Raw genomic sequence first — 25,175 nt, 5'->3', positions numbered from 1 at the left:
CGCCCCATGTCCGAACACCGCCTCGTCATCGGTCTCAATGCCGTCCTCGCCGCGCTGGAAGGGCCTTCCCCGTGCGTGTTGTGCGTTGAGCGGTCGGTCGGCTGGGCCCTGCCCTTCGGGGCGTTCGATCCCGGCGCGCACCGGACATTCGAAATCGGCCTCAGGCAATTCGTTGAGCTGCAGGCGGATGTGCCGCTCGGCTATGTCGAGCAGCTCTACACGTTCGGCGACATGGGCCGCGAGGCGCCGCGCGCCGTCATGCGCGACACCGAACCCTCTGACCGGGTCGTCTCGGTCGGCTATCTGGGTCTTGCGCCCGAATGCGTGCCCCCGGCGATTGATCGCGCTCAATGGGTTGATTGGTATACTTATTTTCCGTGGGAAGACTGGCGGGACGGCGCGCCCTCCATTCTGACAGATGACATCCTGCCGAAACTCGACGTCTGGGCCGATAGCGAAGACCGCCGCGCCCGCCTTCGCGCCAGCTTCGCGCTGGAAGGCGTACCGTGGGAAGAAGAGCGCGTCCTCGACCGCTATGAGCTTCTCTATGAGGCGGGGCTCGTCCCCGAAGAAGCGCGCGACAGGGGCGAGACCGCGCGTGCCACGGATGAAAGCCTTGGCCGGCCGATGCTGTCCGATCACCGCCGCATCCTGGCCACCGCCATCGGCCGCCTGCGCGGCAAGCTGCGCTACCGGCCGATCCTGTTCCAGATGATGCCGGAGCATTTCACCCTCACCGACCTCCAGCTCGCGGTCGAGGCGATCCTCGGCTTCCGCCTGCACAAACAGAATTTCCGCCGCAGCCTCGAAAGCGCAGGCTTGGTCGAGAAAACAGACATCGTCGCGGCCTCGACTGGCGGGCGCCCGGCCGCCCTCTACCGTGCGAGCGCGCTGGCCCTCGAAAAGCACAGCCTCGGCATGACCCTGCCCCGGATGCGGCAATAGTTTCCCCCAGCCCCGCCTTTGTTTTCCCCAAAAATGGCACTGTTTGCGCAATTATCTGGGGAAAACCTGCAATTCGCCTTTGCCTTTTGCTCTTGATGGGCATATCTTCACACCCCATATACTCTCTGTGAGCATAAGTTCGCACAGACAATGAAAGGGGTAAGCCATGGCTCATGGCTTCGAAGCTGAAATTCCGCTGGCCTTTACCGAAGAGGTCAAAGCCAAGACCGACCACCTCTATCCGCTGGTCGAGAAATTCGTGCCGCGCCTCGAATGGGAGCTGAACGCCCCTATCATTGCGCGCATCAATGATCTGAAGGCGGAGAAAAACGCGGTCATCCTCGCGCATAATTACATGACGCCGGACATCTTCTTCGCGGTCGGTGATTTCCGCGGCGACAGCCTCGCCCTCGCCCGTGAGGCCGCTGAGACCGATGCGCAGATGATCATTCAGGCAGGCGTTCATTTCATGGCCGAGACATCCAAGATCCTCGCGCCGGAAAAGACGGTCCTGATCCCCTCACTTGAGGCGGGCTGCTCGCTTGCTTCCTCGATCACCGGGGCGGATGTCCGCCTGCTGAAGGAACGCTATCCCGGCATCCCGGTCGTGACGTATGTGAACACGACAGCCGATGTAAAAGCCGAGACCGATATCTGCTGCACCTCGTCGAACGCCGTGCAGGTCGTCGAGCATATCTGCGCCGAATGGGGCACGGACAGCGTGATCCTGATCCCCGACCAGTATCTCGCGAAAAACGTCGCCGCCATGACCGACAAGAAAGTCATCACATGGGCCGGTTCCTGTGAGGTGCACGAACAATTCACCCCAGAAGACATCCGCGAAATGCGGGCAGGCAATCCGGGCGTCATCGTCTTGGCCCACCCTGAATGCCCGCCGGATGTCCTCGCCGAAGCCGATTTTGCCGGTTCGACCGCCGCCATGTCAGGCTATGTGAAGGACAATCAGCCCAAACATGTGGTCCTGATCACCGAATGTTCGATGTCGGACAATGTCGCCGCCGAGAATCCGAATGTGAATTTCGTCCGGCCGTGCAATCTCTGCCCGCATATGAAGCGGATCACGCTTGAGGGGATCCTGCGTTGCCTTGAAACCGGTGAGCATGAAGTCACCGTCGATGAGGATATCCGCATCAAAGCCCTCGCGGCGGTCCAGCGGATGATCGACCTGCCGAAACTGGGGTCCGTCTCGAATTTCGCTGTCGGCAAGACGGGCGATGTCGTGGCCGTGGAGCACCGGTGAAGTGACCGACCGGGGGGGCAATTCGCCCACCATCATTGTCGGCGCCGGGATTGCCGGGCTCTACACGGCCCTCGCCATGGCGCCGCGTCCGGTGCTTCTGGTCACCGCAGGTCGCGTCGGGCATGGCGGTTCTTCGCGCTGGGCGCAGGGCGGCCTTGCCGCCGCCATGTCGCTGGAGGATAGCCCCGAGCTTCATCTGAAGGATACGCTGGCCGCCGGAGCGGGCCTCGTCGATGAGCACGCCGCGCGTATTCTCTGCACGGAGGGCCCGGACCGGATCGAGGATCTCTTCCAGCTTGGCGTCCCCTTTGACCGTGACGGCAACGGCCAGTTGAAGCTGGGCCGAGAGGCGGCCCATTCCCGTGACCGCATCGTCCATGTCGGCGGTGACGAAGCCGGCGCCAAAATCATGGAAGTGCTGACTGAGCGGGCGATGCAGGCACGACACATTGAAATCCGGGAACGGACCATCGTTCACCGCATTACGACCCATCACGGCGAAGTCAGCGGGATCGAGGCATGGGATGCCGACCGTGAATGCTTTGTCGGCTTTGCGGCATGGAATGTCGTCCTTGCGACAGGCGGCATTGGCGGGCTTTATGCCGTCACGACAAATCCTCTTTATGCGCAAGGTCATGGCCTTGCCATGGCCTATGAGGCCGGTGCCCAGTTGCGCGATCTCGAATTCGTCCAGTTCCACCCCACCGCCATCGATATCGGACAGGACCCCGCCCCGCTCGCGACCGAGGCGATCAGGGGCGAAGGCGCGACCCTTCATGATGCGCATGGCCGCCGTTTCATGCCCGCCCTTCATCCTGATGCGGAGCTTGCGCCCCGCGATGTCGTGGCGCGCGGTGTCGCCGGGGCGATTGCCTCAACCGGGGAAGCGTTCCTCGACGCCCGCAAAGCCATCGGCCCGAAATTCCGAGCCAAATTCCCGACCGTCTATGAAAGCTGCATGGCGGCCGGGATTGATCCCGCGATCAAGCCGATCCCGGTCGCGCCAGCGGCGCATTACCATATGGGCGGCATTGCAACGGATACGGACGGGCGCAGCACCGTCACCGGCCTGTGGGCCGTTGGCGAATGCGCCAGCACGGGTGTTCACGGTGCCAACCGGCTCGCCTCCAACTCCCTTCTCGAAGCGCTCGTCTTCGGCCAGCGGGCCGCGGATGTCTTACGCGGCCTCGCGCAAGCCCCGCGCACGGAGTTTGAAGCGGCCCCCACTGTCCTGCCGCCGCGTCCTCCCGTTTCGATGCCCCCGATCCGTCAGGCCATGGCCGGACAATGCGGCCTCCTTCGTGAGGCTGGCGGGCTCTCGACGCTCCTTGACCGTATCCGCGAGACCCTGCCCGAAACGGAAGGCGACCGGCTCTCTCTCCTCACCGCAGAGCTGATCGTTGAGGCGGCGCTTGCGCGGACCGAAAGCCGCGGCGCACATTCGCGCCTCGATTATCCGGAAACCCTACCTCCGATGCACACGATGACGGTAAGAAATGAAGACGCTGCGCTCGTTCTGGCAGAGGATATTCAGGCCTATGAGGTGCTCAAATGAACCGTGAGCTGACTTTCCCCCTTCCCGAAGCCATGACGGCTGACCTGATCATGCGCGCGCTGACCGAGGACCTCGGCGATGCGGGCGATATCTCGACCATCGCCACCGTGCCGAAGAACCGGCCCGCCCGGGCGGAGCTGAATTCCCGCACCTTCGGCGTTGCCGCTGGCGTTGAGATGGCGCGCCGCGTCTTTCGCGCGGTCGATCCAGAGATCGAGCTTGAAACCCTGAAGGGCGACGGCTTTGCCCTGATGCCTGGCGATACGATCCTTGTTGCCAACGGTTCCGCCCGCAGCCTGCTGACCGCCGAGCGCGTTGCGCTCAATATCCTTGGGCATATGAGCGGGATTGCCTCGGCCACGGCCCGCTTTGTCGAGATCGTTGAAGACACCGGCACCGCGATTGCCTGTACACGCAAAACCCTACCGGGCCTGCGGGCGCTCCAGAAATTCGCCGTGCGCTGCGGCGGCGGGATGAACCACCGCTTCGGCCTGCACGATGCGGTAATGATCAAGGACAATCACATTGTGGCCGCCGGCAGCATAAGGCGTGCGCTCGATGCTGCCAGTTCATATGCCGGGCACACCGTCCGTGTAGAGATTGAAGTCGATACGCTTGATCAGCTTCGTGAGGTTCTGTCCGCGGGCGCTGACATCATCCTCCTCGACAATATGGCGCCCAAAGCGCTGCGCGAGGCCGTGCGCCTGACCGATGGCCGCGCGCTGCTCGAAGCCTCCGGCAATGTCACGCTCGAAACTGTGCGCGAGATCGCCGAGACCGGGGTGGATGTGATTTCGAGCGGGTGGATCACCCATTCCGCGCCGACCCTGGACATCGGCATGGAATTGTCACTGAGCTGACGTGCCGCCCTGCGCCAGCTGCGCGTAACGCACCGGCGTATAAAAGACGTGGTCATCGACCACGGCCGTCTTGTGCAGCCGCGGCGCCCAGTACGGCGCCACATAATTTGCGTGATAGTTGAGCGCCCCGCGCGTGATCTCAATCCGCAGGCCAGACAGGACCGCCTCTGCCATCCGCTGTGCGTCCTTCATGGCGAGCACATCGACCGGCTTGGTCATCGAGCCATCGCAGGTGAAAGAGAACTGGCAGCCCGTCTCACGCTTTGCGCCCTGGTAGACGACACCGCAGACCGAACCCGGATAATGCTTGTCATCGACGCGATTGAGAATGACGTCAGCAACGGCCATCTGACCGGCAGAGCTTTGATTGCGCGCTTCGTAGTAAATGGCTTGAGCAAGGCATTTCCGGTCGGCGGCAGGCACGACAGCCGCATCAGCTCGGCCACCCGCAATGGCGATCTCTATGCCGCTGAGGTCGAGCGCCAGCTCGGCTGCGACAGCCCGGATCGGATCAACATCAACGCCGCGGTCAGAGAGCACGACAAAGGGATCCGCGGCCTCGCGCTCCGCAGCGGTCGGCATCGTGAATTCGACATTATTCCCCTGCGACGCCATTCTGTACGAATAGGCGACAGCTGAATCATATGGGGACGCAAAAGCTGTCCCGCTCTTGTTCGAGGCCATCACATCAAATGAGGCCGAAGCTGCCAAAACGGCACACGCAACAAACACCCCTGCCCGCTTCGGGGACAGGAACCCAGTTATCTTTTTCATGTTTGTCCCAGTATTTGTGCCGTCCCGAGGACAGCGCCCTACCAATAAACGTGATATAGTAACAAACATCTGGTGCTTCCACCCCAATGACGTGACATCGAGGCAAGCAATTCCCGCGCCAAAGACGCGAGCGGCGCGGCTAGTGCACTAGTCCTGCTTGTTTGACAAGGCCGATTGTGCAGCTGCGAGACGGGCAATCGGCACGCGGAAGGGCGAACAGCTCACATAGTCCAATCCAACCTCTTCGCAGAACGCAATCGACTGCGGATCGCCGCCATGTTCGCCGCAAATGCCAAGTTTAATATTTGGACGGGTTTTGCGGCCTTTGTCGGCAGCGATCTGAACAAGCTGGCCCACACCCTCTCGATCGAGCGTCACAAAGGGATCCTGCTCGATGACGCCCTGCCGGATGTAATGCGGCAGGAAGGAGCCTGCATCGTCACGAGACAGGCCGAACGCGGTCTGGGTGAGGTCATTCGTGCCGAAGGAGAAGAACTCGGCATCCTCGGCGATCACATCGGCCGTGAGCGCGGCGCGCGGCAGTTCGATCATCGTGCCGACCTGATAGTCGAGCGTGCGGCCCTTCTCGGCAAAGACATCCTTTGCCACACCATCGATCCGGGCCTTGAGGGTCTCAAGCTCGGACTTCATGGCGACCAGCGGCACCATGATTTCGGGCACGACCGCATCGCCGGTTTCGGCCGCGACATCGCAGGCCGCCTCCAGGATCGCCCGGACCTGCATCTCGTAGATTTCAGGATAGGTGATCGCAAGACGGCAGCCCCGGTGCCCCAGCATCGGGTTCGCTTCGGAAAGCTGGCGAGCCCGCATGCGGAATTCTTCCGCGTCCGCGCCAGCGGATTTGGCGACTTCCGCGATTTCCTCATCCGTATGCGGCAGGAATTCGTGAAGCGGCGGGTCGAGCAGGCGCACCGTCACCGGCAGGCCGCGCATGACCATGAAGAGCTCCTTGAAATCGTCCCGTTGGAAGGGAAGAAGCTTGGCGAGTGCCGCCCGGCGCGCTGAATCCGTGCCCGACAGGATCATCTCACGGACGACAAGGATGCGGTTCGCGTCAAAGAACATGTGCTCGGTCCGGCAAAGACCAATCCCCTCCGCGCCGAAGCCGCGAGCGGTTTTCGCGTCCGCCGGGGTTTCCGCATTGGTCCGCACTCTCATGCGGCGGGTTTTGTCCGCCCACGCCATGACCTTGGCAAAATCGCCGGAAAGCTCAGGCTCGATCGTTTCGACCGCACCCATGAAGACTTCACCGGTTGAGCCATCAATGGTGATCATATCACCCGGCTTCACGGTGCGGCCCCCAGCGGTAAAGCCGCTGCCGTCGCGTTCGATACGGATATCGCCCGCGCCGCAGACGCAGGCCCGGCCCATGCCGCGCGCAACCACCGCCGCGTGAGAGGTCATCCCGCCACGGGCGGTGACGATGCCTGCTGCGGCGTGCATGCCGTGAATATCTTCTGGGCTCGTCTCGGTACGGACCAGCATGACCTTGCGGCCTTCGCCTGCAAGTTTCTCGGCTTCATCGGCCGTGAAGACGACTTCGCCGGAGGCAGCGCCCGGGCTTGCCGGCAGACCCTTGGTCAGGAGGTCGCGTGAGGCCTTTGGGTCGAGTGTCGGGTGGAGAAGCTGGTCAAGCGCGGACGGATTGACCCGCATCACGGCTTCTTCTTCCGAGATTTTTCCTTCTTCACACAGATCAACGGCAATCTTCAGCGCCGCCTTGGCGGTCCGCTTGCCGTTCCGTGTCTGCAGCATCCAGAGCTTGCCTTCCTGGATGGTGAATTCGATGTCCTGCATGTCGCGGTAATGGCTTTCGAGTTTCTCGAAGACCGCGATCAGTTCCTGATAGGTGCCCGGCATCGCCTCTTCGAGGGATGCATCCGAGCTGCCCATTTTCTCGCGGGAGACCTTGGTTAGCGCCTGCGGCGTGCGGATCCCGGCGACAACGTCTTCGCCCTGTGCGTTGATCAGGAACTCGCCATAATAGGCTTTCTCGCCTGTCGAAGGATCACGCGTGAAGGCAACGCCGGTCGCCGATGTGTCGCCCATATTGCCGAACACCATGGCCTGCACATTGACAGCCGTGCCCCAGCTTTCGGGGATATTATTCAGACGACGGTAGGTTTTCGAGCGGTCATTCATCCATGAGGCAAAGACCGCATTGATAGCGCCCCAGAGCTGCTCTTCGACATCCTGCGGGAAGGGCCGCCCGAGATCATCCTCAACCGCCCGCTCATATTCAGCAATGACAGACTTCCAGTCTTCGGCTGTCATCTGGGTGTCGAGCGTGTAGTCGCGATCTTCCTTATAGATATCGAGGATTTCCTCGAAATTATGGTGGTCGATCCCGAGCACGACGTCCGAATACATCTGAATGAAGCGGCGGTAGCTGTCATAGGCAAACCGTTCGTCCCCGGAGAGCTTTGCCAGCCCCTCAACGGTTTCGCGGTTGAGGCCGAGATTGAGGACGGTGTCCATCATCCCCGGCATCGACGCCCGCGCACCGGAGCGCACCGAGACGAGCAGCGGGTTTGACGTATCACCAAACTTCTTGCCGACGACGCCTTCGACATGCGCGACGGCGGCCGCCACCTGTTCCTTCAGACCGTCAGGATATTGACGATTATTGTCATAAAAGGCCGTGCAGACTTCGGTCGTGATCGTAAAACCCGGCGGTACGGGCAGACCCAGCGAAGCCATCTCCGCAAGGTTCGCGCCTTTCCCGCCCAGCAGGTTGCGCATCTCGGTCCGGCCGTCGGCCGACCCACCACCAAAGTTATAGATATATTGCGTCACGTCTCAGGCCTTCCGAAAATGGAATGGATGAGCCGCCATTACCCCTCGAGTTCCGAGAATTGGGCAACGCGGCCACAGGTAGAAATGAAGTCACCAAGCAGCAGGAGCCGGTTCCGGCGCAAAGCAGGGTCGTCCGCATTCACCGTAACCTTCTCGAAGAAGGCATCAAGGGGGGCACGGAGCCCTGCGAGCGCTAACATCGCCGCCTCGTACTTTTCTCCCGCCAATGCCGGGCCGAGCGCATCCCGCGCACCCGCAAGGCGAGCATGAAGGGTTTTCTCTTCCCCGGCTTCGAGCACGGCTTCGTCGATCTCGCCTTGCGGCAAATCGCCCTTCTTGGCTTCCGCCTTCAGGATATTGCCGGCCCGCTTATAGGCGGCGGTGAGGTTCGCGCCGTCCTCGCTGTCGAGGAAGGATTTGAGCGCCTCGAGCTTTTTAACGACCAGAACAAAATCATCCGCATCCGGCGTCAGAACGCTGCGGATGTGGTCATGGCGATAGCCCTGATCCCGCAAATAGACTGAGAGCCGGTCATGGAAGAAAGCGAGGAGGTCTGGACCTACCAGAGGCAAAACACGTTTAATCGGCAGGTACTCAGACAGCTCGATCGGCTCAATATCATTAGGGCTTAAAGCAAAACTGAGCCCCGCCATATCTGCCAATCGTTGTGTTAGCTCATCATGAGCTCGTTTCGCCTCGGGCAATGCCTCGTATGCTTCGGGACAGTCCTCAGGATCAGCTATAAAATGAAGCTCTTCGCGCGATAGAGCCAATCTGACATCTGCGTCATTTGGACCATACCCTAGCAGCGTACACACGGGATGCTCTAGTAGTTCGTGCTCGTCATTTCCTTGAAACCATTCGCCTGGGCTCGCTGCGGCTTGCTCCGCATCGTGTTTGGACAGGATGTCCTCATCTACGCACTGCTCAATTAGATGCCCGACTACTCGAGAGAAATGGTCATAAAGGGAAAAACGAACATTCCCTTTAAGCACAATCTGGATGATACCAAGTGCAGCGCGCCTGAGCGCAAAAGGATCGCTTGAACCAGTTGGCTTTTTATTGACCACCCAAAAAGCTACAAGTGAGTCCAATTTATCCGCCAGCGCGACCGCGACCGACACCGGCGCGGTGGGCACATCATCATTCTGCCCGGCGGGCTTGTAATGATCCCGGATCGCGTCCGCGATTTCCGGTTCAATATTCTCTTCGAGCGCATAATAGCGGCCCATAATCCCCTGCAGCTCAGGGAATTCGCCGACCATCTCGGTCGTCAGGTCCGATTTGGAGAGAAGCGCCGCTTTCTCCGCCAGCGCAGGATCAGCCCCGACAATCGGCGCGAGTTCCTTTGCCAAGGCCGCCACGCGCTCGACTTTCTCCGCCGTCGTGCCGAGGCCTTCAAAGAACGTCACTTCACTGAGCTTCTGGCCGTGCTGCTCAAGGGTCTTTTTCAGATCCTGATGATAGAGGAACCAGGCATCCGACAGCCGCGCCTCAAGCACACGCTCATACCCGACCATCATGGCCGCGCCGCCATCGGCAGGTTCGATATTCGCAACCGTGATGAATTTCGGCGCCAGGCGCCCCGTCTGAGGGTTGATGACGGAGAAATATTTCTGGTGCCCTTTCATCGAGGCGATGAGCGCCTCGTCAGGGACGGTCAGGAACTTTTCGGCGAAATTCCCGATCCGCGGCACTGGCCATTCGGAGAGCCCGGCGACTTCCGCCAGAAGGCCCTTGTCTTCGACCAGCTCCAGCCCTTGCGCCTTTGCCAGCGCTCTGGCTTCACCGAGGATCAGCTCCTCGCGCTCATCAGGATCAAGGAGCACTCGCGCGCGGCGCAGTTCCGCCGCATAGGGCTCAAAGCTCCGTACCTGGATCTCTTCGGGCGCGATGAACCGGTGGCCATAGGTCTTGTCGCCGGACGTCACCGGCAGATCGCCATTCTCAATCGTGAAGGGCACGACCTCGCCATCAAAAGTGCAGAGGATTGAATGCAGCGGGCGCACCCAGCGCATGTCGCCTGCGCCCCAGCGCATCGATTTGGGCCAGGGGAATTTCGCGATGATCTCCGGCATCATCCCGGCGATCACTTGCGCCGTCGGCTGACCCGTCCGCTCGATCACCGCGACGTAGAACTGGCCTTTTTTGTCTTCATGGATCTGCGCCTGATCGAGGCTTTCAAGACCGGCTGAGTTGAGGAAGCCCTCGACCGCCTTTTCCGGCGCGCCGACCCGGGGGCCTTTGCGTTCTTCTTTCAGATCCGCCTGCGCGACCGGCAGCCCGGTGATGACGAGCGTCAGTCGCCGCGGCGTCGAGAAGGCTTTGACGCCGTCCCATTTGAGCCCTTCTGCCTTGAGCCCGTCCGTGACCAGCCGCTCAAGGTCGCCCGCCGCGCGGCGCTGCAGCCGGGCAGGAATTTCTTCGGAGAACAGCTCAAGCAGAAGTTCAGGCATAAAGGCAGGCGCCCCATTGATATGTTGCAGTTGCGAGGAAATGGCCGATCCCCCGCGCCGGAGCAAGTCCTCTGCCCGCTAAACGTGAAAAAGGCGCCCCCGATGAGGCGCCTTATCCGATAACCCTTAGGCTTTGACGAAAAATCGCCTGCTTAATTCGCCATGGCGAGCACGATGGTCTCGCGTTCCGGGCGGGTGTTCTGCGCCATGCGGGCGCGGCCCGGCTGGGCATTGTCGAGGGCGGCGAGTTTTTCGGCGAAGGGCGCGTCCATCATTTCGATTTTGCCGTCGAGGGCGACCGACAGGTTGAGGGTCTGCTCAGCGACTTTGGCGCTGATTTCCTGTGACGTCATTTCAGCCTCATGGGTCTGGGCGAAAGCGCCATGCAGGGCAGCGGCGGCGGAAAAGAAGGCTGTGAAAGCGGCGGTGGCGAAGGACTTTTTCATCGTGTTCTCTCGTTAAGGTTATCGGTTTCGATGATGAGACAATGCCATTTGCCCGCGCGCTTCGCTGTGACGGGCATCACCAGAACGGCCCGAAAACCTGCGGCCGTTAACCCTAACTCCTGAGCGATCTGAACTCTGCGTAATCCGCACGGGACGACGGAACGAAGACCGGCTCAGCGCGTCTTTTCCTTATCAAACAAGGAGGTTGTCATGCTCAGTTGGGCCATGATGTTTCTGATCGTCGCGCTTGTTGCGGCACTCTTCGGATTTGGCGGCATCGCCGGGGGCGCAGCCTCCATCGCGAAACTGCTGTTCTTCATCTTCCTCGTTCTTTTCGCGGTTTCGATCGTCATGCGACTGGTTCGGCGCGTCTAGGACTGCAGATGGGCTGGCGCCGGTTTATCGGCCCCAGCCAAAATTACCGCCTCTCATTTTATATTCTTAATACTGATCAATGGAGATACCCATGACCAAAGATGTCGACGTTCTCAAAGATGTCACCAAAATGCTGATCGATAGCCAGAAGGGCTATGCCAAGGCGGCTGAAGTCACCGATGACAATTATGTCCTTCACGCGGAGTTCATGGAGCGCAGTCAGGAACGCGCGCAGCTCATCACGGACTTCCAGACCCAGACACAAAGCCTCGGCGCGGAGCCTGAAACGGATGGCGGGGTGCTTGGCACGTTGCACCGGGCCATGACCGATTTCTCCTCCCTCTTCCGGGATGACGAAAAGGCGGCCCTTGGCGCGATCGATGACGGTGAGGAGCGCCTTGCCGAATATATCGAGAGCAAGCTCGATGATGACATCACGCCGCCGACGCGTGGCCTGTTGCAGAAAGCGCATATGAGTGCCCGTGCCGGCGAAGCCTATGCCGAGCGCATGGAGCATCGCGTCTGACGCTGACGCCCTTTCTCTTCTCCTGACCCGCAAACCCGTCAGGAGACACCCTGGCCGCCATGTTCCCCCTCGCATGGCGGCCATTTTTGTGCCCGGCTTTGTGAAACCCTGCATGTCGCCAAGGGCGAATGGTCGTGCTAGCCGCGCGGGAAACTCTGAACGGAACGACAAGCCCGCCCATGACCACACCGGTCACGATCCTCTGCATGAAATGGGGGACGCGTTATCCTGCGCCCTATGCGAACCGCCTCTATCAGGCGGCCAAGGCCCATATGGACCGGCCGTTCAGGTTCCTGTGCCTGACCGACGACGCCGAAGGGCTAGATCCCGGCATCGAGGCGCAAAGCCTCCCCGAGATCCCGCTGCCCTCCCCTTATGAATGGACGCCGTGGCGGAAACTGTCGGTCTGGCAGGACGGCGTGGCGGGCCTGACCGGCGATGTCCTGTTCCTCGATCTCGACATTCTGATCACCGGCCCGTTGGGCGAGATGTTCGATTACGCCCCCGGTCAGTATTGCGTGATCGAGAACTGGACCCAGCTCGGTGAGGGCATCGGCAATACCAGTGTCTTCCGCTTCCGGGCCGGGGCGCATCCTGAGATCTATGAGAAATTCGCCACCGACCCGGCCCGCGTTCTGTCGGAATGCCGGATCGAGCAGCAATATATCTCGACCCTGATCCGCGATCAGGTCTTCTGGCCGCGCGAATGGTGCCTGTCGTTCAAGCACTCCATCGTGCCGCCCTTCCCGCTGAATTGGGCAAAGACACCGCGCCTGCCTGAAGGCGCCAAAACCGTGGTCTTTACCGGTCGGCCCGACATCGATGAGGCCGCTCGCGGGTACTGGCCGACCAAATGGTACAAACGCTTCTATAAACACACCCGCCCCGCGCCTTGGATTGCGGATCTGTGGGAACGTGAAGAGGCGGCAGGCTTGACCCCGGCGATGCGCACCCCCGAGAAGGCCGGGTCATGACAAATCCTGAGACCAGACCTCCCATCTCCGCCTATATCCGTACCAAGAATGAGGCACGTCTTGTCGCGGAGGTCGTGCGCGCCGCCCTGCAGGTCGCGCGCGAGGTGATCGTCGTTGACTCAGGTTCAACGGATGACACAGTCCGGCTTGCCGAAGACGCCGGTGCAAAAGTCATTTCGATGGACTGGCTTGGCACCGGCAAGCAGAAACGCGCGGCAGAAGACCTTTGCGAGCATCCGTGGCTCCTTGATCTTGATGCGGATGAAGTTATCCCCGCTAAGCTTGCCGCCGAGATCGCCGCTCTCTTCCAGAACGGTGAACCCGCGCACAAGATCTATGCGCTCCGCATGATCATCGCGCCGCCGGTCGGCGAGCCTTGGCGGCATGTCGATCCTGACCACCGCAACAAGCTGTATGATTCCCGCGAGATCCGGATGCCGGACTCCGCCGCATGGGACCAGCTCGACATTCCGTCCGGCACGCAGGTGCCAAAGCTGAAAACACCCATCATCCACTACGCGTTCACCGATATCGGCTTCCTCTTGACCAAGCAGGAACGCAACATGACGCAGCGGGCGAAATCCGCACCGCTCAAGCCGCTCTGGCAGCTCCGTTTCCGGATGATTTTCGGCCTGCCGGTTTACTTCCTCAAGCGCTACATCCTCAAGGGCCTTTTCCTCAAAGGCGCCTACGGATTTTCCTTTGCCATGACGATCGCCATCGGCCGGTGGCTGAAGGATGTGAAAATGTATGAGCGCCATCATTTCGAGAAAAAGGACGGCAAGTGATGGGCCGGTTCATGACCGAAGAAGAATTTCAGACCCCGGAGGGCCGGAAAGCCGCGTGGCGTTCTCTCCTGCTGGAGGATCATGGCTTCCTCCGCAAAGCCTATGACAACTCGCACTGGATTTCGGATGAAATGGTGCGCACCTATCAGCCCTCGCCGAAAAAGATCCGCGAATGGGCTGAACGCGGCATAAAGACGATCATCAATCTTCGCGGCCTCCGAAATGTCCATGGCGGCGGGCGTGTCGCTGACGAACAGCCCGGCTTTTACTGGCTTGAAAAAGAAGCCTGCGCCGAGAATGGCATCCGCCTGATCGATCATCGCGCCTGGTCCCGCGAAGCGCCGCCCCGCGAGTTCATCCTCGGCCTCAATGAGCATTTCGAGACGATGGCATATCCCGCCCTCATGCATTGCAAATCAGGCGCGGACCGGGCCGGGATCGGCTCAACCCTTTACAAATTCCTGCGGCAGGAAAAGCCGCTCGATGAAGCGCTCGATCAGCTCACCTATCGCTACGGCCATGTGAAATCCGGCAAGACCGGCGTTCTTGATCATTTCTTTGATGTCTATCGCCGGGCCGCGCTAGAAGACGGCGTTTTGCCGAACAAGCAACATTTCCTCGACTGGGTCGCGAGCGATTATGATCGGGATGCAGTCACGCAAAGCTTCAAACCGGGGACTTTTGGCTCGCTCCTGACGGAAGTCATCCTGCGGCGCGAATAGCCTAAAGTAGCGCAAAATCACGGGAAAAGGGGTGTCCACGTCTTTTTTACGTGAGGATTTCGCAAAACCGCCCGCAAATTACGTGAATTGAAAGGTGGATGTGTCTACCTTCTCCTCATGAGCCATTTCGTCGATCGCCGTCTCAATCCCAAAGGCAAGTCGCTCGCCAACCGCCAGCGCTTCCTTCGCCGCGCCCGTTCACAGATCAAGGACGCCGTCGCCAAGAGCCTGAAGGACCGCTCCGTCAAGGAGCTGGAGAAATCCGGCAAGATTTCTATTCCGTCGAAATCAACCGCGGAACCGCGTTTCCGCCTCGACCCTGCCTCCGGCAAGCGCGAGCATGTCCATCCGGGCAACAAGGAATTTTCGACGGGCGACCGCTTACGCAAGCCCCCCTCCGGCAAGGGCAAAGGCGGCAAGGACGCAAGTGATTCCGGCGATGGCGAGGACAGCTTCTCTTTCACGCTGACCCAGGACGAATTTCTCGACATCTTCTTTGAGGATCTGGAGCTTCCCAATCTGGTCAAGCGGTCGCTCAAGGACATGACGGCGTGGAAGTATAAGCGGGCCGGCATGACCGTCTCGGGCGCGCCGACCAATATGAACCTCATCAGGACGATGCGGAACGCGCATGGCCGCCGCCTCGCCCTTGGCCGTCCGTCCACGAAAGAAATCAACGAGCTCAAGGAACGCCTCTTCGAGCTTGAATCAATTGCCGCCCCTTCCGAGGCGCAGATCGAAGAGAAAAAGGCCATTCTGGCCAAGCTGGAAGAGTTGGAAGCCCGTCGCCGCTGGGCGCCTTATATCGACCCACTAGATGTTCGGTATAACGCCTTTGAGCCGACCCCGATTCCGACGACAGCCGCCGTCATGTTCTGCCTGATGGACGTGTCCGGCTCGATGGGTGAGCGCGAGAAGGACCTCGCCAAGCGGTTCTACATGCTGCTCCACCTCTTCCTCAAACGCCGCTATGAGCGGGTCGAAGTCGTCTTCATCCGGCATACGCATCATGCGGAGGAAGTCGACGAAGAGACCTTCTTCTATTCACGCCAGTCGGGCGGCACGATTGTCTCGACCGCGATTGAGGTCATGCAGCAGATCCAGCAGGAGCGCTTTCCGACCGACCAGTGGAACATCTATGTCGCGCAGGCCTCTGACGGATATACCCAGACCGGCGATGCGCAGCGCTGCGTCCAGCTTCTCAATCAGGAAGTGCTGCCGATTCTTCAGTATTACGCCTATATCGAGATCCTCGATGAACGGGAGATGGATGTGTTTTCCGATCCCGATGCCGGAGCCGAGCTATGGCGCGCCTACAGATCCATATCTGATCCGAGATTTGCCCAGACCCGCATCGCCCATCCCCGCGACATCTTCCCGGTCTTCCGGGAGCTGTTCGCCAAGGAGCGGCAGGGATCAGGAAAAGCTGCGTAAGAAAAAAACCCGCCGGAACACATTCCGGCGGGTTCAATTTTATCAGCCTCAGGACCGCAGATTACATGCTGGTGCCGTTCTTGGAGGCTTCGGTTTCCCATACGCGGAAAACGTCAATCGACACACCCCCCTCGAGACCTTCACTGTTGAAGATGTAGGCGAGCACACCGCTGGTATCGGCCTGCGCCGACGCATCAGCGTCGATGACCGTGATGTCCGCAGTCGCACCAATATTCCACTCACCGCCATCTTTGAACTTGTTCAGCTCAACATCGGTCGGGAAGACATAGATCTGGCTGGTGCCGTCGATACCAGCCTGCAGGCCAGCCGATGCACCACCAATCTTATAATGGCCCGTGATGTGACCATTCTCGACGAGGACGCCTTTACCGCCTGAGCCACCGACGATCAGATTGGCCGACACAACATTCGGGAAAATCAAGACACCTGCTGCATCTTCGAGATTGGCAGCGCAAGACAGCGAAACAGCCGCGCAATTCTCGGTAGCGGCGATGACTTCGGCTTCAAAAACTTCCTTGTCGCCCGCAGAAGCAGAGCCCGTCAGCGCACCAAGACCAAGCGACGCAGCACATACAGAGCCCACAAGGGCACTCGAATTCTTTGCAATATTCTTAAACATAACAAACTCTCTCTAATGACGCTCTTTAAGAGCCAACATGAAATCGCGACGCGAAATGAAGGCGCATTTCTCCGCCGTTGTCAGTTAAACTCGGATGAGCGCCATTGGTTCACGGCCGATCATGGCAAAATCTTGATTTTTTACGCGCTGGCCCCGTGCGGCAGGCAAATGAGACATTTTCGAAAACTTAGATGTCCGTTCAGCTATCGCGATTTATGCTAATGATGAGCCAGACTGACTGACCGGTTCCTTGTGTGGGGACGCCTCCCGGCACAGGACAACGCCAGAAGGATAGGGATAGATGAGCGCAACCGCCAAAGCCGAGCTTCTTTACACGGATGCTGCCTGGACATTCGCCGACCTGCAGCGCGCCTATGAAGCATGCGAAGATATCGGCCTCAATGATCTGGGTCTCGATATCTATACCAACCAGATTGAGGTCATCACCTCCGAGCAGATGCTCGATGCCTATTCCAGCCACGGCATGCCGCTGATGTACAAGCACTGGTCCTTCGGCAAGCATTTTGCCCGTGACCAGATGAATTACCAAAAGGGCTTCACCGGTCTTGCCTATGAGATCGTGATCAATTCCGACCCCTGCATTGCCTATCTCATGGAAGAAAACTCCATGACCATGCAGACGCTCGTGATCGCGCATGCCTGCATGGGCCATAATCACTTTTTCAAGAACAACTACCTCTTCCGTCAGTGGACGGATGCCAGCGCCATTCTGACCTATCTCGATTTCTCGAAGAACTATATCTCCAGATGCGAGGAAGAATACGGGCACGAAGAAGTCGAGGTCATCCTCGATGCCGCCCACGCGCTGATGGATCAGGGTGTCTACCGTTACAATCGTCCGCCGAAGCTTTCGGACACCGAGCGCCGCGAGAAAATTCAGGCCCGCGCCGAGCATGAGCGCGAGACCTTCAACGATATCTGGCGGACCCTTCCCCATACGGAAGAATCTGAGGAAGACGTCGAAGAGCGCCAGACGGAAGTCCGGTCGATCAAACTGCCCGAAGAGAACCTTCTCTATTTTGTGGAAAAGGCCTCCCCCGTTCTGTTGCCATGGCAGCGGGAGCTGGTCCGAATTGTCCGGAACGTCTCGCAATATTTCTACCCGCAGAAACAGACCAAGGTCATGAATGAGGGCTGCGCGACCTTCGTGCACCATTACATCATGAACGAGCTCTATAATCAGGGGCGGATTTCTGAGGGCTCCATCATGGAGTTCCTGCACTCACATAGCTCGGTCGTCTTCCAGCCGGAATTCGATGACCCGCGCTATTCCGGTATCAATCCGTATGCCTTGGGTTTTGCCATGATGCAGGACATTGTCCGCGTGGTTGAAAACCCCGAGAACGAAGACCGCGAATGGTTCCCGGATCTTGCCGGTCGCGGCGACTGGCGCGGCGCCCTGAAAGACGCATGGGCGAACTACCGGGACGAAAGCTTCATCCTGCAATATCTCTCGCCGAAGATCATGCGGGATTTCCGCCTCTTCTCGCTCGGCGATGATGGCAAGAAGCCCTATTATCAGGTCGCCGCCATTCATGATGAGCAGGGATATCGCGACACACGCCAGGCCCTCTCATCGATGTATGATCTGGGCCTCCATGAGCCGAACCTTCAAGTCGTCTCAGCCGATCTAGAAGGTGACAGAAAACTCACAATTCAGCACAACGTGTTTAACGGCCGGAAGCTTGATTCGGGCACCAAGGCGTCTGTTCTGCGGCATCTCGAGAACCTTTGGGGCTTTGAAGTCGCTTTGACAGAACAAGCCGCCGATTAGTTTCGGTATAAAAAAGAGGCGCGATATTGCTACCGCGCCTCTTCGTGGTCATGCCGGTGATTGGGGGGGAGAGAGACCAGTCACGACCGAAACCATAAAAAACCGGCTAGCCGCCGGTTGAGTAGCGCAATACAACCGAGCGTCATCAAACTGTCAATAACAAAAATTGCTACTGGCAGCTTTCATGTATACACATAGTCATGGATGGGAGAGCCATGGCCGATTTTGACCCGGCACAACAGCGCCGCGCGAGCGGCACCGCACAACTTTTTGAACAACTTGCCCGGCGCGTCCTTGAACGCCGGAACGGTGATGATCTGCATGCGAGCCAATGGTCCGCCCTCAGATATTTCAGCCGTGCCGGCCGTCATGCAGCGACGGTCATCGGGCTTTCACGTTATCTCGGCAACACATCTGGCAGTACATCTCGTACAGCCAAGTCACTAGTCGAACGCGGACTATTATCCGTACAACCCGCGGCCCATGACGGCAGGGCCGTGACCTTCAGCCTGACAGAAGAGGGCAATCGTCGCCTCGAAGAAGATCCGCTTCACGATCTCTCTGGAGTCCTTACGCATCTTGACGAAACAGAGATTGCGGAATTCAGCCGCATCCTCGACAAGATCAATTCGCAACTGCGTCACCTGAGAGAAGAATGACCTCCCACCCTGCTCCTCCCGCCGAGAAAGTTCTCGAAGTCATGGAGCAGGCCGGGATCGGACATGCGCTGACCGATCCCCAGGGTGTCATCCTCTATCAGAGCGAAGCCTTCTCCAGACTTGGCGGGCTCAGCTCGACGCCGATCGCAGGCATCCCCTGGTTCCGGCTCGATAATGCGTCGGAAGAGCGAAAAGACATGCGCGCGCTTGTCTGGCAACAATTCATTTCACGGAAAGTCCCTTGGCATGGAATTGTTCACTGGCACATTACCGAGGAGAAAATACATTTCTACGAAGGGACGGGCACTCATCTGGATGATGGGAGTATCGTTGTCGTCCTCAATGACCGAACTTCAAAGGTTCTGGCAGACAAGAAAGTCGAAGATACGATTTCCTTCTATAGCCAGGTACTCCGTGACCTGCCGATAGCGTTGGCCGTTACTGATCTTGAAGGGCGGGTCACTTACATGAATGACTTCCTTCCCGAACGGCTCGACCTGACTGCGAACAGCTTTGTCGGCAAGACACTCAGCGATTCATTCGGCAACGGATTGACAGAACTCGCCGAGCGGGAAGCCCAGAATTTTATGCGGTACAAGGATTACAATGAAGGAGTAACACTAGAGCTGCAGCAAAAAGATGGTGTCGGTACGTGGCTTGCTTTCGCGCGACCGCTCTTTGATGCTAAGGGCGAACGAGTCGCCACATTAAATCTTGCGATCGACAGATCTGAAAGCCACCGCCTGCGCGAAGAACATGCACGGCTGACCGAGGCCATGTATGAGGCGCAAAAAATATCTGCACTCAACGATTTTGCAGGCAACTTAGCGCATGAGCTTTCCAACATCCTGCACCCTGTCGCGTTCTATGCGCGCAAGCTGACGGGCGATGCGACACGCGAGCAGTGCACGGAATATTCCCAGAAAATCAATAAGGGCGTGATGACCGCAGGTCAGATCCTGCGCCGAACCTTGAGCCTCGCAGGACGTAGTACTGACAGCCCGGAGCCTTGTGACCTGCGCGCCATTCTTGAGGAAACGCTCTCCAGCGCGAGGGATCTGGCCCCGAATGGCCTCGAATATGAGGCGCACCTCCCGACGACACCCATGCTGGCTGCCGTCAGCCGATCAGGCTTCAGTCAAATCCTGCTTAATCTGCTCAACAATGCAGCAGAAGCCATGAATTATGCCGGCACGGTCACCATTTCTCTCGACCATGTGAGCGAAAACCTCCCCGGCGCATTTGCCGATAAAGGGATGACCGAAGCCATTTGCCTGCGCATTGAAGATGAAGGCCCCGGTATCGATCCCGCAATCATCGACCGGCTCTTTGAGGCGTTTGTAACGACAAAAACGCCGGGTCGCGGCGTGGGGCTGGGACTTTCTGTTGTGAAGGGACTGGCCACTAGCTGGGGCGGGCTCGTCACGGCTACTTCCCTGCCAGAGAAAGGTGCAGCTTTCAGTGTTTGGATACCATCGCCTAGTATGGAATAATGATCGAGGCAGTGTTGAGGGGGCCTTTTAGGTAGCACTGCAAGGAGAGAGACGATGACCCAGATCATGGTCGTCGATGATAATGAGGACGTCGCCGAAACAGTGTCCATCGCCCTGAATGAGGCAGGATACGCAGCAACGGCAGTACACTCACTAGATGACGCCCGAAGGCTGCTTTCAGGTGGCAATTATGCGGGCGCCATCATTGATGTCTGGATGAACGAAGATAACGGCCTCGAGCTTGCTAGCGAGCTTGCTCAGCATACGCCGCCCATACCGTTCATCATCATGTCAGGTGGCGGCCCGGGCAAGACGCTGGAGCAGGTCACAGCCCGCGCGGACTCGATTGGCGCTGTCGCGGTCCTCTTCAAACCGTTTGAAGATGATGAATTGCTCACTGCAGTCTCGACGATGCTCAACGGATAATCAGGCGATCATTTCGCGAGGACGCAGTCAGCGAGACCATCTCGAGCAACGACACGCATGCGAGCCTGCAATGTCCCTGCCCGCTTTCTGACATACGGCCCCGGATTATCCGCTCTCCAGTCATGAGGATTGGGCAGGACAGCTGCAAGGAGCGATGCCTGATAAGGGGACAATGCCGCCGCATCTCTCCCAAATCGTCCGTGGGCAGCAGCCTCCGCGCCAAAATAGCCATCGCCCCATTCAGCGACGTTCAAATACATCTCCATGATGCGGGATTTTGGCCAGAACGTCTCGATAAGGAGCGTATACCACGCCTCAAGCCCCTTGCGCACAAAGCCCCGCCCGGGCCAGAGAAAGACGTTTTTTGCCGTCTGCTGGGAGATCGTCGAGGCACCGCGCAAGCGCTTGCCTTCCGCCGCATCATCGAGAGCTTTCCTGATTTGCTCGACATCGAAACCGCGATGGGTACAGAATTTTGTATCTTCCGCTGCGATCACGGCTCTTACGAGTTCAGGCGAAATGTCCTCAAGACGAACCCATTCCCGGCTGATTTCCTCCCCGCTCCAGCTTCGCATGACCATGAGCGTTGTCCCGGGGGCCGGCACAAAGCGCAGCGCAACAACCCAGAAGATGCTGACAATGACGAAGCCGAGCGCCGCCATCACGCCCCATTTAAACAGGGTCAGAAAAGACGGCAGGCGGATTTTCGCCCGCCATCGCGCAAAGCGCGACTTCTTGCGCCGCTTAGACTTTTTCGACGGCACCTGCGCCCTCGGTCATACCCTGCGGGCTGTTCAGCCATGCCTCACAGCACATCTTCGCCAGCTTCCGGACACGGAGAATATAGGACTGCCGTTCTGCAACCGAGATCACCCCGCGCGCATCCAAAAGGTTGAAGAGGTGGCTGGCCTTAATGCATTGATCATAGGCAGGAAGGACGAAGCTGCGCTCCTCTTCTTCGCCTCGCTTCAGGATCGCTTCGCAGTTCTGCTCGGCTTCCCGGAACTGATCGAGTAGGATTTCGGTATCTGCCAGCTCGAAATTATAACCGGAGAATTCGACTTCCTGCTGGTGGAAGACATCACCATATGAGACGCCTGCGGAATTATAGGCGAGATCATAGCCATTATCGACACCCTGCACGTACATGGCGAGGCGTTCGAGCCCGTAGGTCAGCTCACCCGTGACGGGTTTGCAGTCAAAGCCGCCGACCTGCTGGAAATAGGTGAACTGAGTGACTTCCATCCCGTCACACCAGACTTCCCAGCCAAGCCCCCACGCACCGAGCGTCGGGCTCTCCCAGTCATCCTCGACAAAGCGGATATCGTGTTTGGCAAGATCAATGCCGATCGCTTCAAGCGATCCCAGATAGAGCGCCTGAATATCCGCCGGTGATGGCTTCAGGACGACCTGGAACTGATAGTAATGCTGGAACCGGTTGGGGTTGGCGCCATAGCGTCCATCGCCCGGCCGGCGGCAGGGCTGAACATAGGCCGCGCGCCACGGCTTTGGGCCGAGTGACCGCAGGGTCGTCGCCGGATGGAAAGTGCCTGCCCCCATCTCCAGATCATAGGGCTGCAGGATCACGCAGCCGCGCTCGGACCAGTAATTCTGGAGCGTGAGGATCAGGTCCTGAAAGGATAGAGGGTCTTTTTCGGCGGAATTCGTCATGGAGGCGTAGCTAATCTCGGCCGACGCGAAAGGCAATCGGTGGCGCGATCACGAGCCCGGTTGTGAGGGCCGATTGAGCGCAAGATATCTGAACAAAATGATCGCCAGCGGCGCCAGAACCGAAAAAGCCACAAAAGCCGTCAGATAAAGGGGTGCAACAGCTGCAATAGATCCGGGCAGGACCGGCAGAGCCGCCAAAAACGGAACTTTGGTGATGAGGCTCGCTGCTAGCTCCCGCCCGCCGGGCAAGAAGTAAGCGGCTGCGAGCAATCCGAGCAAAAGCGTGTGCCCGACGCTAAATACGCCCGCAAACAGGTTGGGGCCTGTCCGCCGTTCTGGCGTAAAGACAAGGAGCCCGGCTGTCAGGCAGACAAACATGAAGCCGCCGACGATTCCGACAAAAAGGAGCGGCACCTGCTGGCCCGAAAAGAAGAGGCCCGCTGCGGGCAGGCCGGCTGCTGCGCCCGATGAAACCGCAGATCCAACAGGGTAGCTGAGCCATGCTGGCCCGCGCGCTTGCAGCGGCGGTAATTGACCAATGGGCACATCACCATTTGAACCGATCCGCAGATCCGGCATTCCCCGCCTCCCAAGCTTGCCCGAGGAGGGAAAAGAACCCGCCCCTTGGTACCGAAAAACAATAAAACAGAAGCGGACCGCCGTCTACTCGTCACAGGCAGACAAATTCGTGTATGGGCGCGGTCATTGTTGGGATGAACAGGAGAAATGCGCATGGGGGCGCCCCTCATTATCAAGGGCTTGTCAGAAATCGCAGGCCGCTACGACGCGCTGCTGTGCGATGCCTGGGGTGTTATCCACAATGGCCGCGAGCTTTTCGCGGGCGCAGGCGATGCGTTGCTCAAATTCCGCGAGACGCGGGGGCCGGTTGTCATCATCACAAATGCGCCGCGCCTGTCGTCCGCGATCCCGCCGCAGCTCGACCGGCTCGGCCTGCCGCGTGAGGCCTATGATGCCGTCATCACCTCCGGCGATGCGACGGTCGAGGCAGTGAAGGCGATGGGCGACATCCCCGGCTTCCGGCTGGGGCCTGACAAGGACGACACGCTGTTCAACGCGGCAGGCGCGCAGTTCGTGCCGATCGAGGAGGCAGGCTTCATCCTCTGCACGGGGCTGTTCGATGATATCTCCGAGACGCCCGAAGATTACCGAGAGATGCTGAGCCTTGCGGCGGCACGCGGCTTGCCCATGATCTGTGCCAATCCGGACCGGGTCGTGAAATTCGGTGACCGGATGATTTATTGCGCAGGTTCCCTTGCCGATCTCTATGAGGAGTTAGGCGGAGAGACGATCTTCTGCGGCAAGCCCCACAAGCCGATTTACGATGCCTGCCGAAAGGCGCTGGAGGCAACAGGCCGCCCGGCCTCCCGCATGCTGGCCATCGGCGATGGGCTTCAGACGGACATCCTCGGCGCCAATCGCGAGGAACTCGACGTGGCATTCGTCGCCGACGGTATTTTCGCCGAACAGTCACGCGGGCCCACAGGGCGGATTGACGGGCCGCGCCTCGGCGCTCTTCTCGGTGAGCATGACGTATCCGCTCAATATGCGTTAGACGGACTGAAATGGTAGAACATGCCAAGATCATCCGGGTGCCGCTCGAGTGTACCCTTGGCGATGCCTATCGCGGCGCGCTGGCCGTCATCGGAAATATGGATGGCGTGCATCGCGGGCATCAGGAGCTCATCCGCTACGGCGTCACGCTGGCCCAGAAAACCAATTCCCCCGCCGCTGTCGTTATCTTCGACCCGCATCCGCGGCAGGTCTTCCAGCCAGATACGCCCCCATTCCTTTTGACCGGGATCGAGACCAAGGCCCGAATCCTCGGTGAATTGGGGGTCAGCTGGCTCTTCGTCCTCCCCTTCATTGAAGGGCTCTACACCCAGACTCCTGAGACCTTCGTCAAGCACACGCTCGGCAATATCATGGGCCTGAAAGGGATTGTGACGGGGACGGACTTCAAATTCGGCGCAGGCCGTTCGGGCGATGTAGCAGCCCTTGCTCGACTGGCCGGAGAAGTCGGCATGAGCGCCGATACAATCGAGCCTGTACTGACGAAGGAAGGAGAGAAATTCTCCTCCTCCGGCATTCGCCTCGCGCTACAGAACGGCGAGCCTGAAGCAGCGGCACATATGCTGGGACGGCCTTTCGTTATTCGCGGCGAGGTGATCGAGGGTCGCAAGCTGGCCCGCACGCTTGATTTCCCAACGGCCAATGTCTCGCTCGGCGAGTATGTCCGCCCGACATTCGGCGTCTATGTCGTGTGCGCCGAGATCGATGGCACCAGCTTTGCCGGAGTTGCCAATATCGGCCGCCGCCCTACCGTAGACGGAGAAACCGAGCGCCTCGAAGTTCATCTCTTTGACTTCGAGGGAGACCTTTACGGCCAGACGATCGATGTCTCGCTCCTGAGCTTCCTCCGACCCGAGCAGAAATTCGACGGGCTCGACGAACTAAAAGCCCAGATCCACAAGGATGTCGCCGCCGCCAAGGCGTGGCATGAGGCGCATTCCTGAAATTCTGTTCCGGGGCTGTTCTCC

Annotated in this window: 24 protein-coding genes; 16 read left to right on the top strand and 8 right to left on the bottom strand. The window is 59.2% G+C overall.

Annotated features, from left to right (window positions below; all coding sequences use genetic code 11):
* Nucleotides 1-6: 6 nt before the first annotated feature.
* The 4 genes from DX908_RS10635 to nadC all read left to right on the top strand — a co-directional run bounded on the left by DX908_RS10635 (nucleotide 7) and on the right by nadC (nucleotide 4,621).
* Entirely contained in the window at nucleotides 7-945 is a 939-nt protein-coding gene (locus tag DX908_RS10635; RefSeq protein WP_116392312.1) for an NUDIX hydrolase, read from the top strand.
* Nucleotides 946-1,111: 166 nt separating this feature from the next.
* The gene (gene nadA, locus DX908_RS10630) at nucleotides 1,112-2,206 is read left to right on the top strand and encodes a quinolinate synthase NadA (RefSeq protein ID WP_116392311.1); all 1,095 of its coding nucleotides are present in this window, start codon (nucleotides 1,112-1,114) and stop codon (nucleotides 2,204-2,206) included.
* Complete coding sequence (locus DX908_RS10625) at nucleotides 2,181-3,761, top strand: L-aspartate oxidase (RefSeq protein ID WP_116392310.1); 1,581 nt, start codon at nucleotides 2,181-2,183, stop codon at nucleotides 3,759-3,761. Before nadA ends, DX908_RS10625 begins: the two co-directional genes overlap by 26 nt.
* Nucleotides 3,758-4,621 carry a carboxylating nicotinate-nucleotide diphosphorylase gene (nadC, locus tag DX908_RS10620; RefSeq protein ID WP_116392309.1) on the top strand — a complete coding sequence of 288 codons (864 nt, stop codon included), beginning with the start codon at nucleotides 3,758-3,760 and terminating at the stop codon, nucleotides 4,619-4,621. The genes DX908_RS10625 and nadC overlap by 4 nt, the downstream gene beginning before the upstream one ends.
* Here the strand turns inward: nadC and DX908_RS10615 are convergent.
* The 4 genes from DX908_RS10615 to DX908_RS10600 all read right to left on the bottom strand — a co-directional run bounded on the left by DX908_RS10615 (nucleotide 4,610) and on the right by DX908_RS10600 (nucleotide 11,114).
* A complete protein-coding gene (locus DX908_RS10615; protein WP_158548677.1) occupies nucleotides 4,610-5,395 on the bottom strand; it encodes a cell wall hydrolase in 786 nt (261 codons plus the stop codon). The two genes, nadC and DX908_RS10615, sit on opposite strands and share 12 nt — an antisense overlap.
* A gap of 147 nt (nucleotides 5,396-5,542) precedes the next feature.
* On the bottom strand, nucleotides 5,543-8,212 hold the full coding sequence (gene ppdK / locus DX908_RS10610) for a pyruvate, phosphate dikinase (RefSeq protein ID WP_116392307.1): 2,670 nt from the start codon (nucleotides 8,210-8,212) through the stop codon (nucleotides 5,543-5,545).
* A gap of 38 nt (nucleotides 8,213-8,250) precedes the next feature.
* On the bottom strand, nucleotides 8,251-10,668 hold the full coding sequence (glyS, locus tag DX908_RS10605) for a glycine--tRNA ligase subunit beta (protein ID WP_116393068.1): 2,418 nt from the start codon (nucleotides 10,666-10,668) through the stop codon (nucleotides 8,251-8,253).
* Between the two features lie 152 nt (nucleotides 10,669-10,820).
* Nucleotides 10,821-11,114 carry a hypothetical protein gene (locus DX908_RS10600; protein ID WP_116392306.1) on the bottom strand — a complete coding sequence of 98 codons (294 nt, stop codon included), beginning with the start codon at nucleotides 11,112-11,114 and terminating at the stop codon, nucleotides 10,821-10,823.
* Nucleotides 11,115-11,324: 210 nt separating this feature from the next.
* On the opposite strand from DX908_RS10600, the gene DX908_RS10595 reads away from it, so the two are divergent.
* The 6 genes from DX908_RS10595 to DX908_RS10570 all read left to right on the top strand — a co-directional run bounded on the left by DX908_RS10595 (nucleotide 11,325) and on the right by DX908_RS10570 (nucleotide 15,933).
* Nucleotides 11,325-11,489, top strand: coding sequence for a DUF1328 family protein (locus DX908_RS10595; protein WP_116392305.1), 165 nt, complete (start codon nucleotides 11,325-11,327; stop codon nucleotides 11,487-11,489).
* A gap of 91 nt (nucleotides 11,490-11,580) precedes the next feature.
* On the top strand, nucleotides 11,581-12,015 hold the full coding sequence (locus DX908_RS10590) for a PA2169 family four-helix-bundle protein (RefSeq protein ID WP_116392304.1): 435 nt from the start codon (nucleotides 11,581-11,583) through the stop codon (nucleotides 12,013-12,015).
* A 179-nt stretch (nucleotides 12,016-12,194) separates the two neighbouring features.
* Nucleotides 12,195-12,989: a hypothetical protein gene (locus DX908_RS10585; protein WP_199564680.1), complete on the top strand. Its 795-nt coding sequence runs from the start codon at nucleotides 12,195-12,197 to the stop codon at nucleotides 12,987-12,989.
* Complete coding sequence (locus DX908_RS10580; protein WP_116392303.1) at nucleotides 12,986-13,777, top strand: glycosyltransferase family 2 protein; 792 nt, start codon at nucleotides 12,986-12,988, stop codon at nucleotides 13,775-13,777. Before DX908_RS10585 ends, DX908_RS10580 begins: the two co-directional genes overlap by 4 nt.
* A gap of 11 nt (nucleotides 13,778-13,788) precedes the next feature.
* The gene (locus DX908_RS10575) at nucleotides 13,789-14,499 is read left to right on the top strand and encodes a protein-tyrosine phosphatase family protein (RefSeq protein WP_116393066.1); all 711 of its coding nucleotides are present in this window, start codon (nucleotides 13,789-13,791) and stop codon (nucleotides 14,497-14,499) included.
* Nucleotides 14,500-14,616: 117 nt separating this feature from the next.
* Complete coding sequence (locus tag DX908_RS10570; RefSeq protein ID WP_116392302.1) at nucleotides 14,617-15,933, top strand: YeaH/YhbH family protein; 1,317 nt, start codon at nucleotides 14,617-14,619, stop codon at nucleotides 15,931-15,933.
* Between the two features lie 61 nt (nucleotides 15,934-15,994).
* Here the strand turns inward: DX908_RS10570 and DX908_RS10565 are convergent, their stop codons facing one another.
* Nucleotides 15,995-16,573, bottom strand: a complete 579-nt coding sequence (locus DX908_RS10565) for a lipid-binding SYLF domain-containing protein (RefSeq protein WP_116392301.1) — start codon at nucleotides 16,571-16,573, stop codon at nucleotides 15,995-15,997.
* 301 nt (nucleotides 16,574-16,874) lie between these two features.
* Between DX908_RS10565 and DX908_RS10560 the strand changes: the two genes are divergently transcribed.
* The 4 genes from DX908_RS10560 (at nucleotide 16,875) to DX908_RS10545 (ending at nucleotide 20,946) form a co-directional block, all read left to right on the top strand.
* Nucleotides 16,875-18,368, top strand: coding sequence for a SpoVR family protein (locus DX908_RS10560; protein WP_116392300.1), 1,494 nt, complete (start codon nucleotides 16,875-16,877; stop codon nucleotides 18,366-18,368).
* Between the two features lie 215 nt (nucleotides 18,369-18,583).
* Complete coding sequence (locus tag DX908_RS10555) at nucleotides 18,584-19,027, top strand: MarR family winged helix-turn-helix transcriptional regulator (RefSeq protein ID WP_158548675.1); 444 nt, start codon at nucleotides 18,584-18,586, stop codon at nucleotides 19,025-19,027.
* A complete protein-coding gene (locus tag DX908_RS10550) occupies nucleotides 19,024-20,520 on the top strand; it encodes a two-component system sensor histidine kinase NtrB (RefSeq protein ID WP_116392298.1) in 1,497 nt (498 codons plus the stop codon). The genes DX908_RS10555 and DX908_RS10550 overlap by 4 nt, the downstream gene beginning before the upstream one ends.
* Nucleotides 20,521-20,574: 54 nt before the next feature.
* Nucleotides 20,575-20,946 carry a response regulator gene (locus DX908_RS10545; RefSeq protein WP_116392297.1) on the top strand — a complete coding sequence of 124 codons (372 nt, stop codon included), beginning with the start codon at nucleotides 20,575-20,577 and terminating at the stop codon, nucleotides 20,944-20,946.
* A gap of 8 nt (nucleotides 20,947-20,954) precedes the next feature.
* Here DX908_RS10545 and mtgA read toward each other — a convergent pair whose 3' ends face one another.
* The 3 genes from mtgA to DX908_RS10530 are packed head-to-tail and all read right to left on the bottom strand — an operon-like array spanning nucleotide 20,955 to nucleotide 23,196.
* Entirely contained in the window at nucleotides 20,955-21,710 is a 756-nt protein-coding gene (gene mtgA, locus DX908_RS10540; protein WP_116392296.1) for a monofunctional biosynthetic peptidoglycan transglycosylase, read from the bottom strand.
* Nucleotides 21,691-22,617, bottom strand: coding sequence for a glycine--tRNA ligase subunit alpha (locus tag DX908_RS10535; RefSeq protein WP_116393065.1), 927 nt, complete (start codon nucleotides 22,615-22,617; stop codon nucleotides 21,691-21,693). Before DX908_RS10535 ends, mtgA begins: the two co-directional genes overlap by 20 nt.
* Before the next feature lie 48 nt (nucleotides 22,618-22,665).
* Nucleotides 22,666-23,196, bottom strand: coding sequence for a hypothetical protein (locus tag DX908_RS10530; RefSeq protein ID WP_116392295.1), 531 nt, complete (start codon nucleotides 23,194-23,196; stop codon nucleotides 22,666-22,668).
* A 153-nt stretch (nucleotides 23,197-23,349) separates the two neighbouring features.
* On the opposite strand from DX908_RS10530, the gene DX908_RS10525 reads away from it, so the two are divergent.
* Together DX908_RS10525 and DX908_RS10520 are read left to right on the top strand one after the other, a co-directional pair.
* Complete coding sequence (locus DX908_RS10525) at nucleotides 23,350-24,207, top strand: TIGR01459 family HAD-type hydrolase (protein WP_116392294.1); 858 nt, start codon at nucleotides 23,350-23,352, stop codon at nucleotides 24,205-24,207.
* Nucleotides 24,201-25,151 (top strand): bifunctional riboflavin kinase/FAD synthetase, encoded by a 951-nt coding sequence (locus DX908_RS10520; RefSeq protein WP_116392293.1) that lies wholly within the window; start codon nucleotides 24,201-24,203, stop codon nucleotides 25,149-25,151. Before DX908_RS10525 ends, DX908_RS10520 begins: the two co-directional genes overlap by 7 nt.
* Nucleotides 25,152-25,175: the final 24 nt, after the last annotated feature.

Source organism: Parvularcula marina, assembly GCF_003399445.1.
GTDB classification, from domain to species: Bacteria; Pseudomonadota; Alphaproteobacteria; order Caulobacterales; family Parvularculaceae; genus Parvularcula; species Parvularcula marina.
This window is presented reverse-complemented; position numbering and strand designations above follow the sequence as displayed.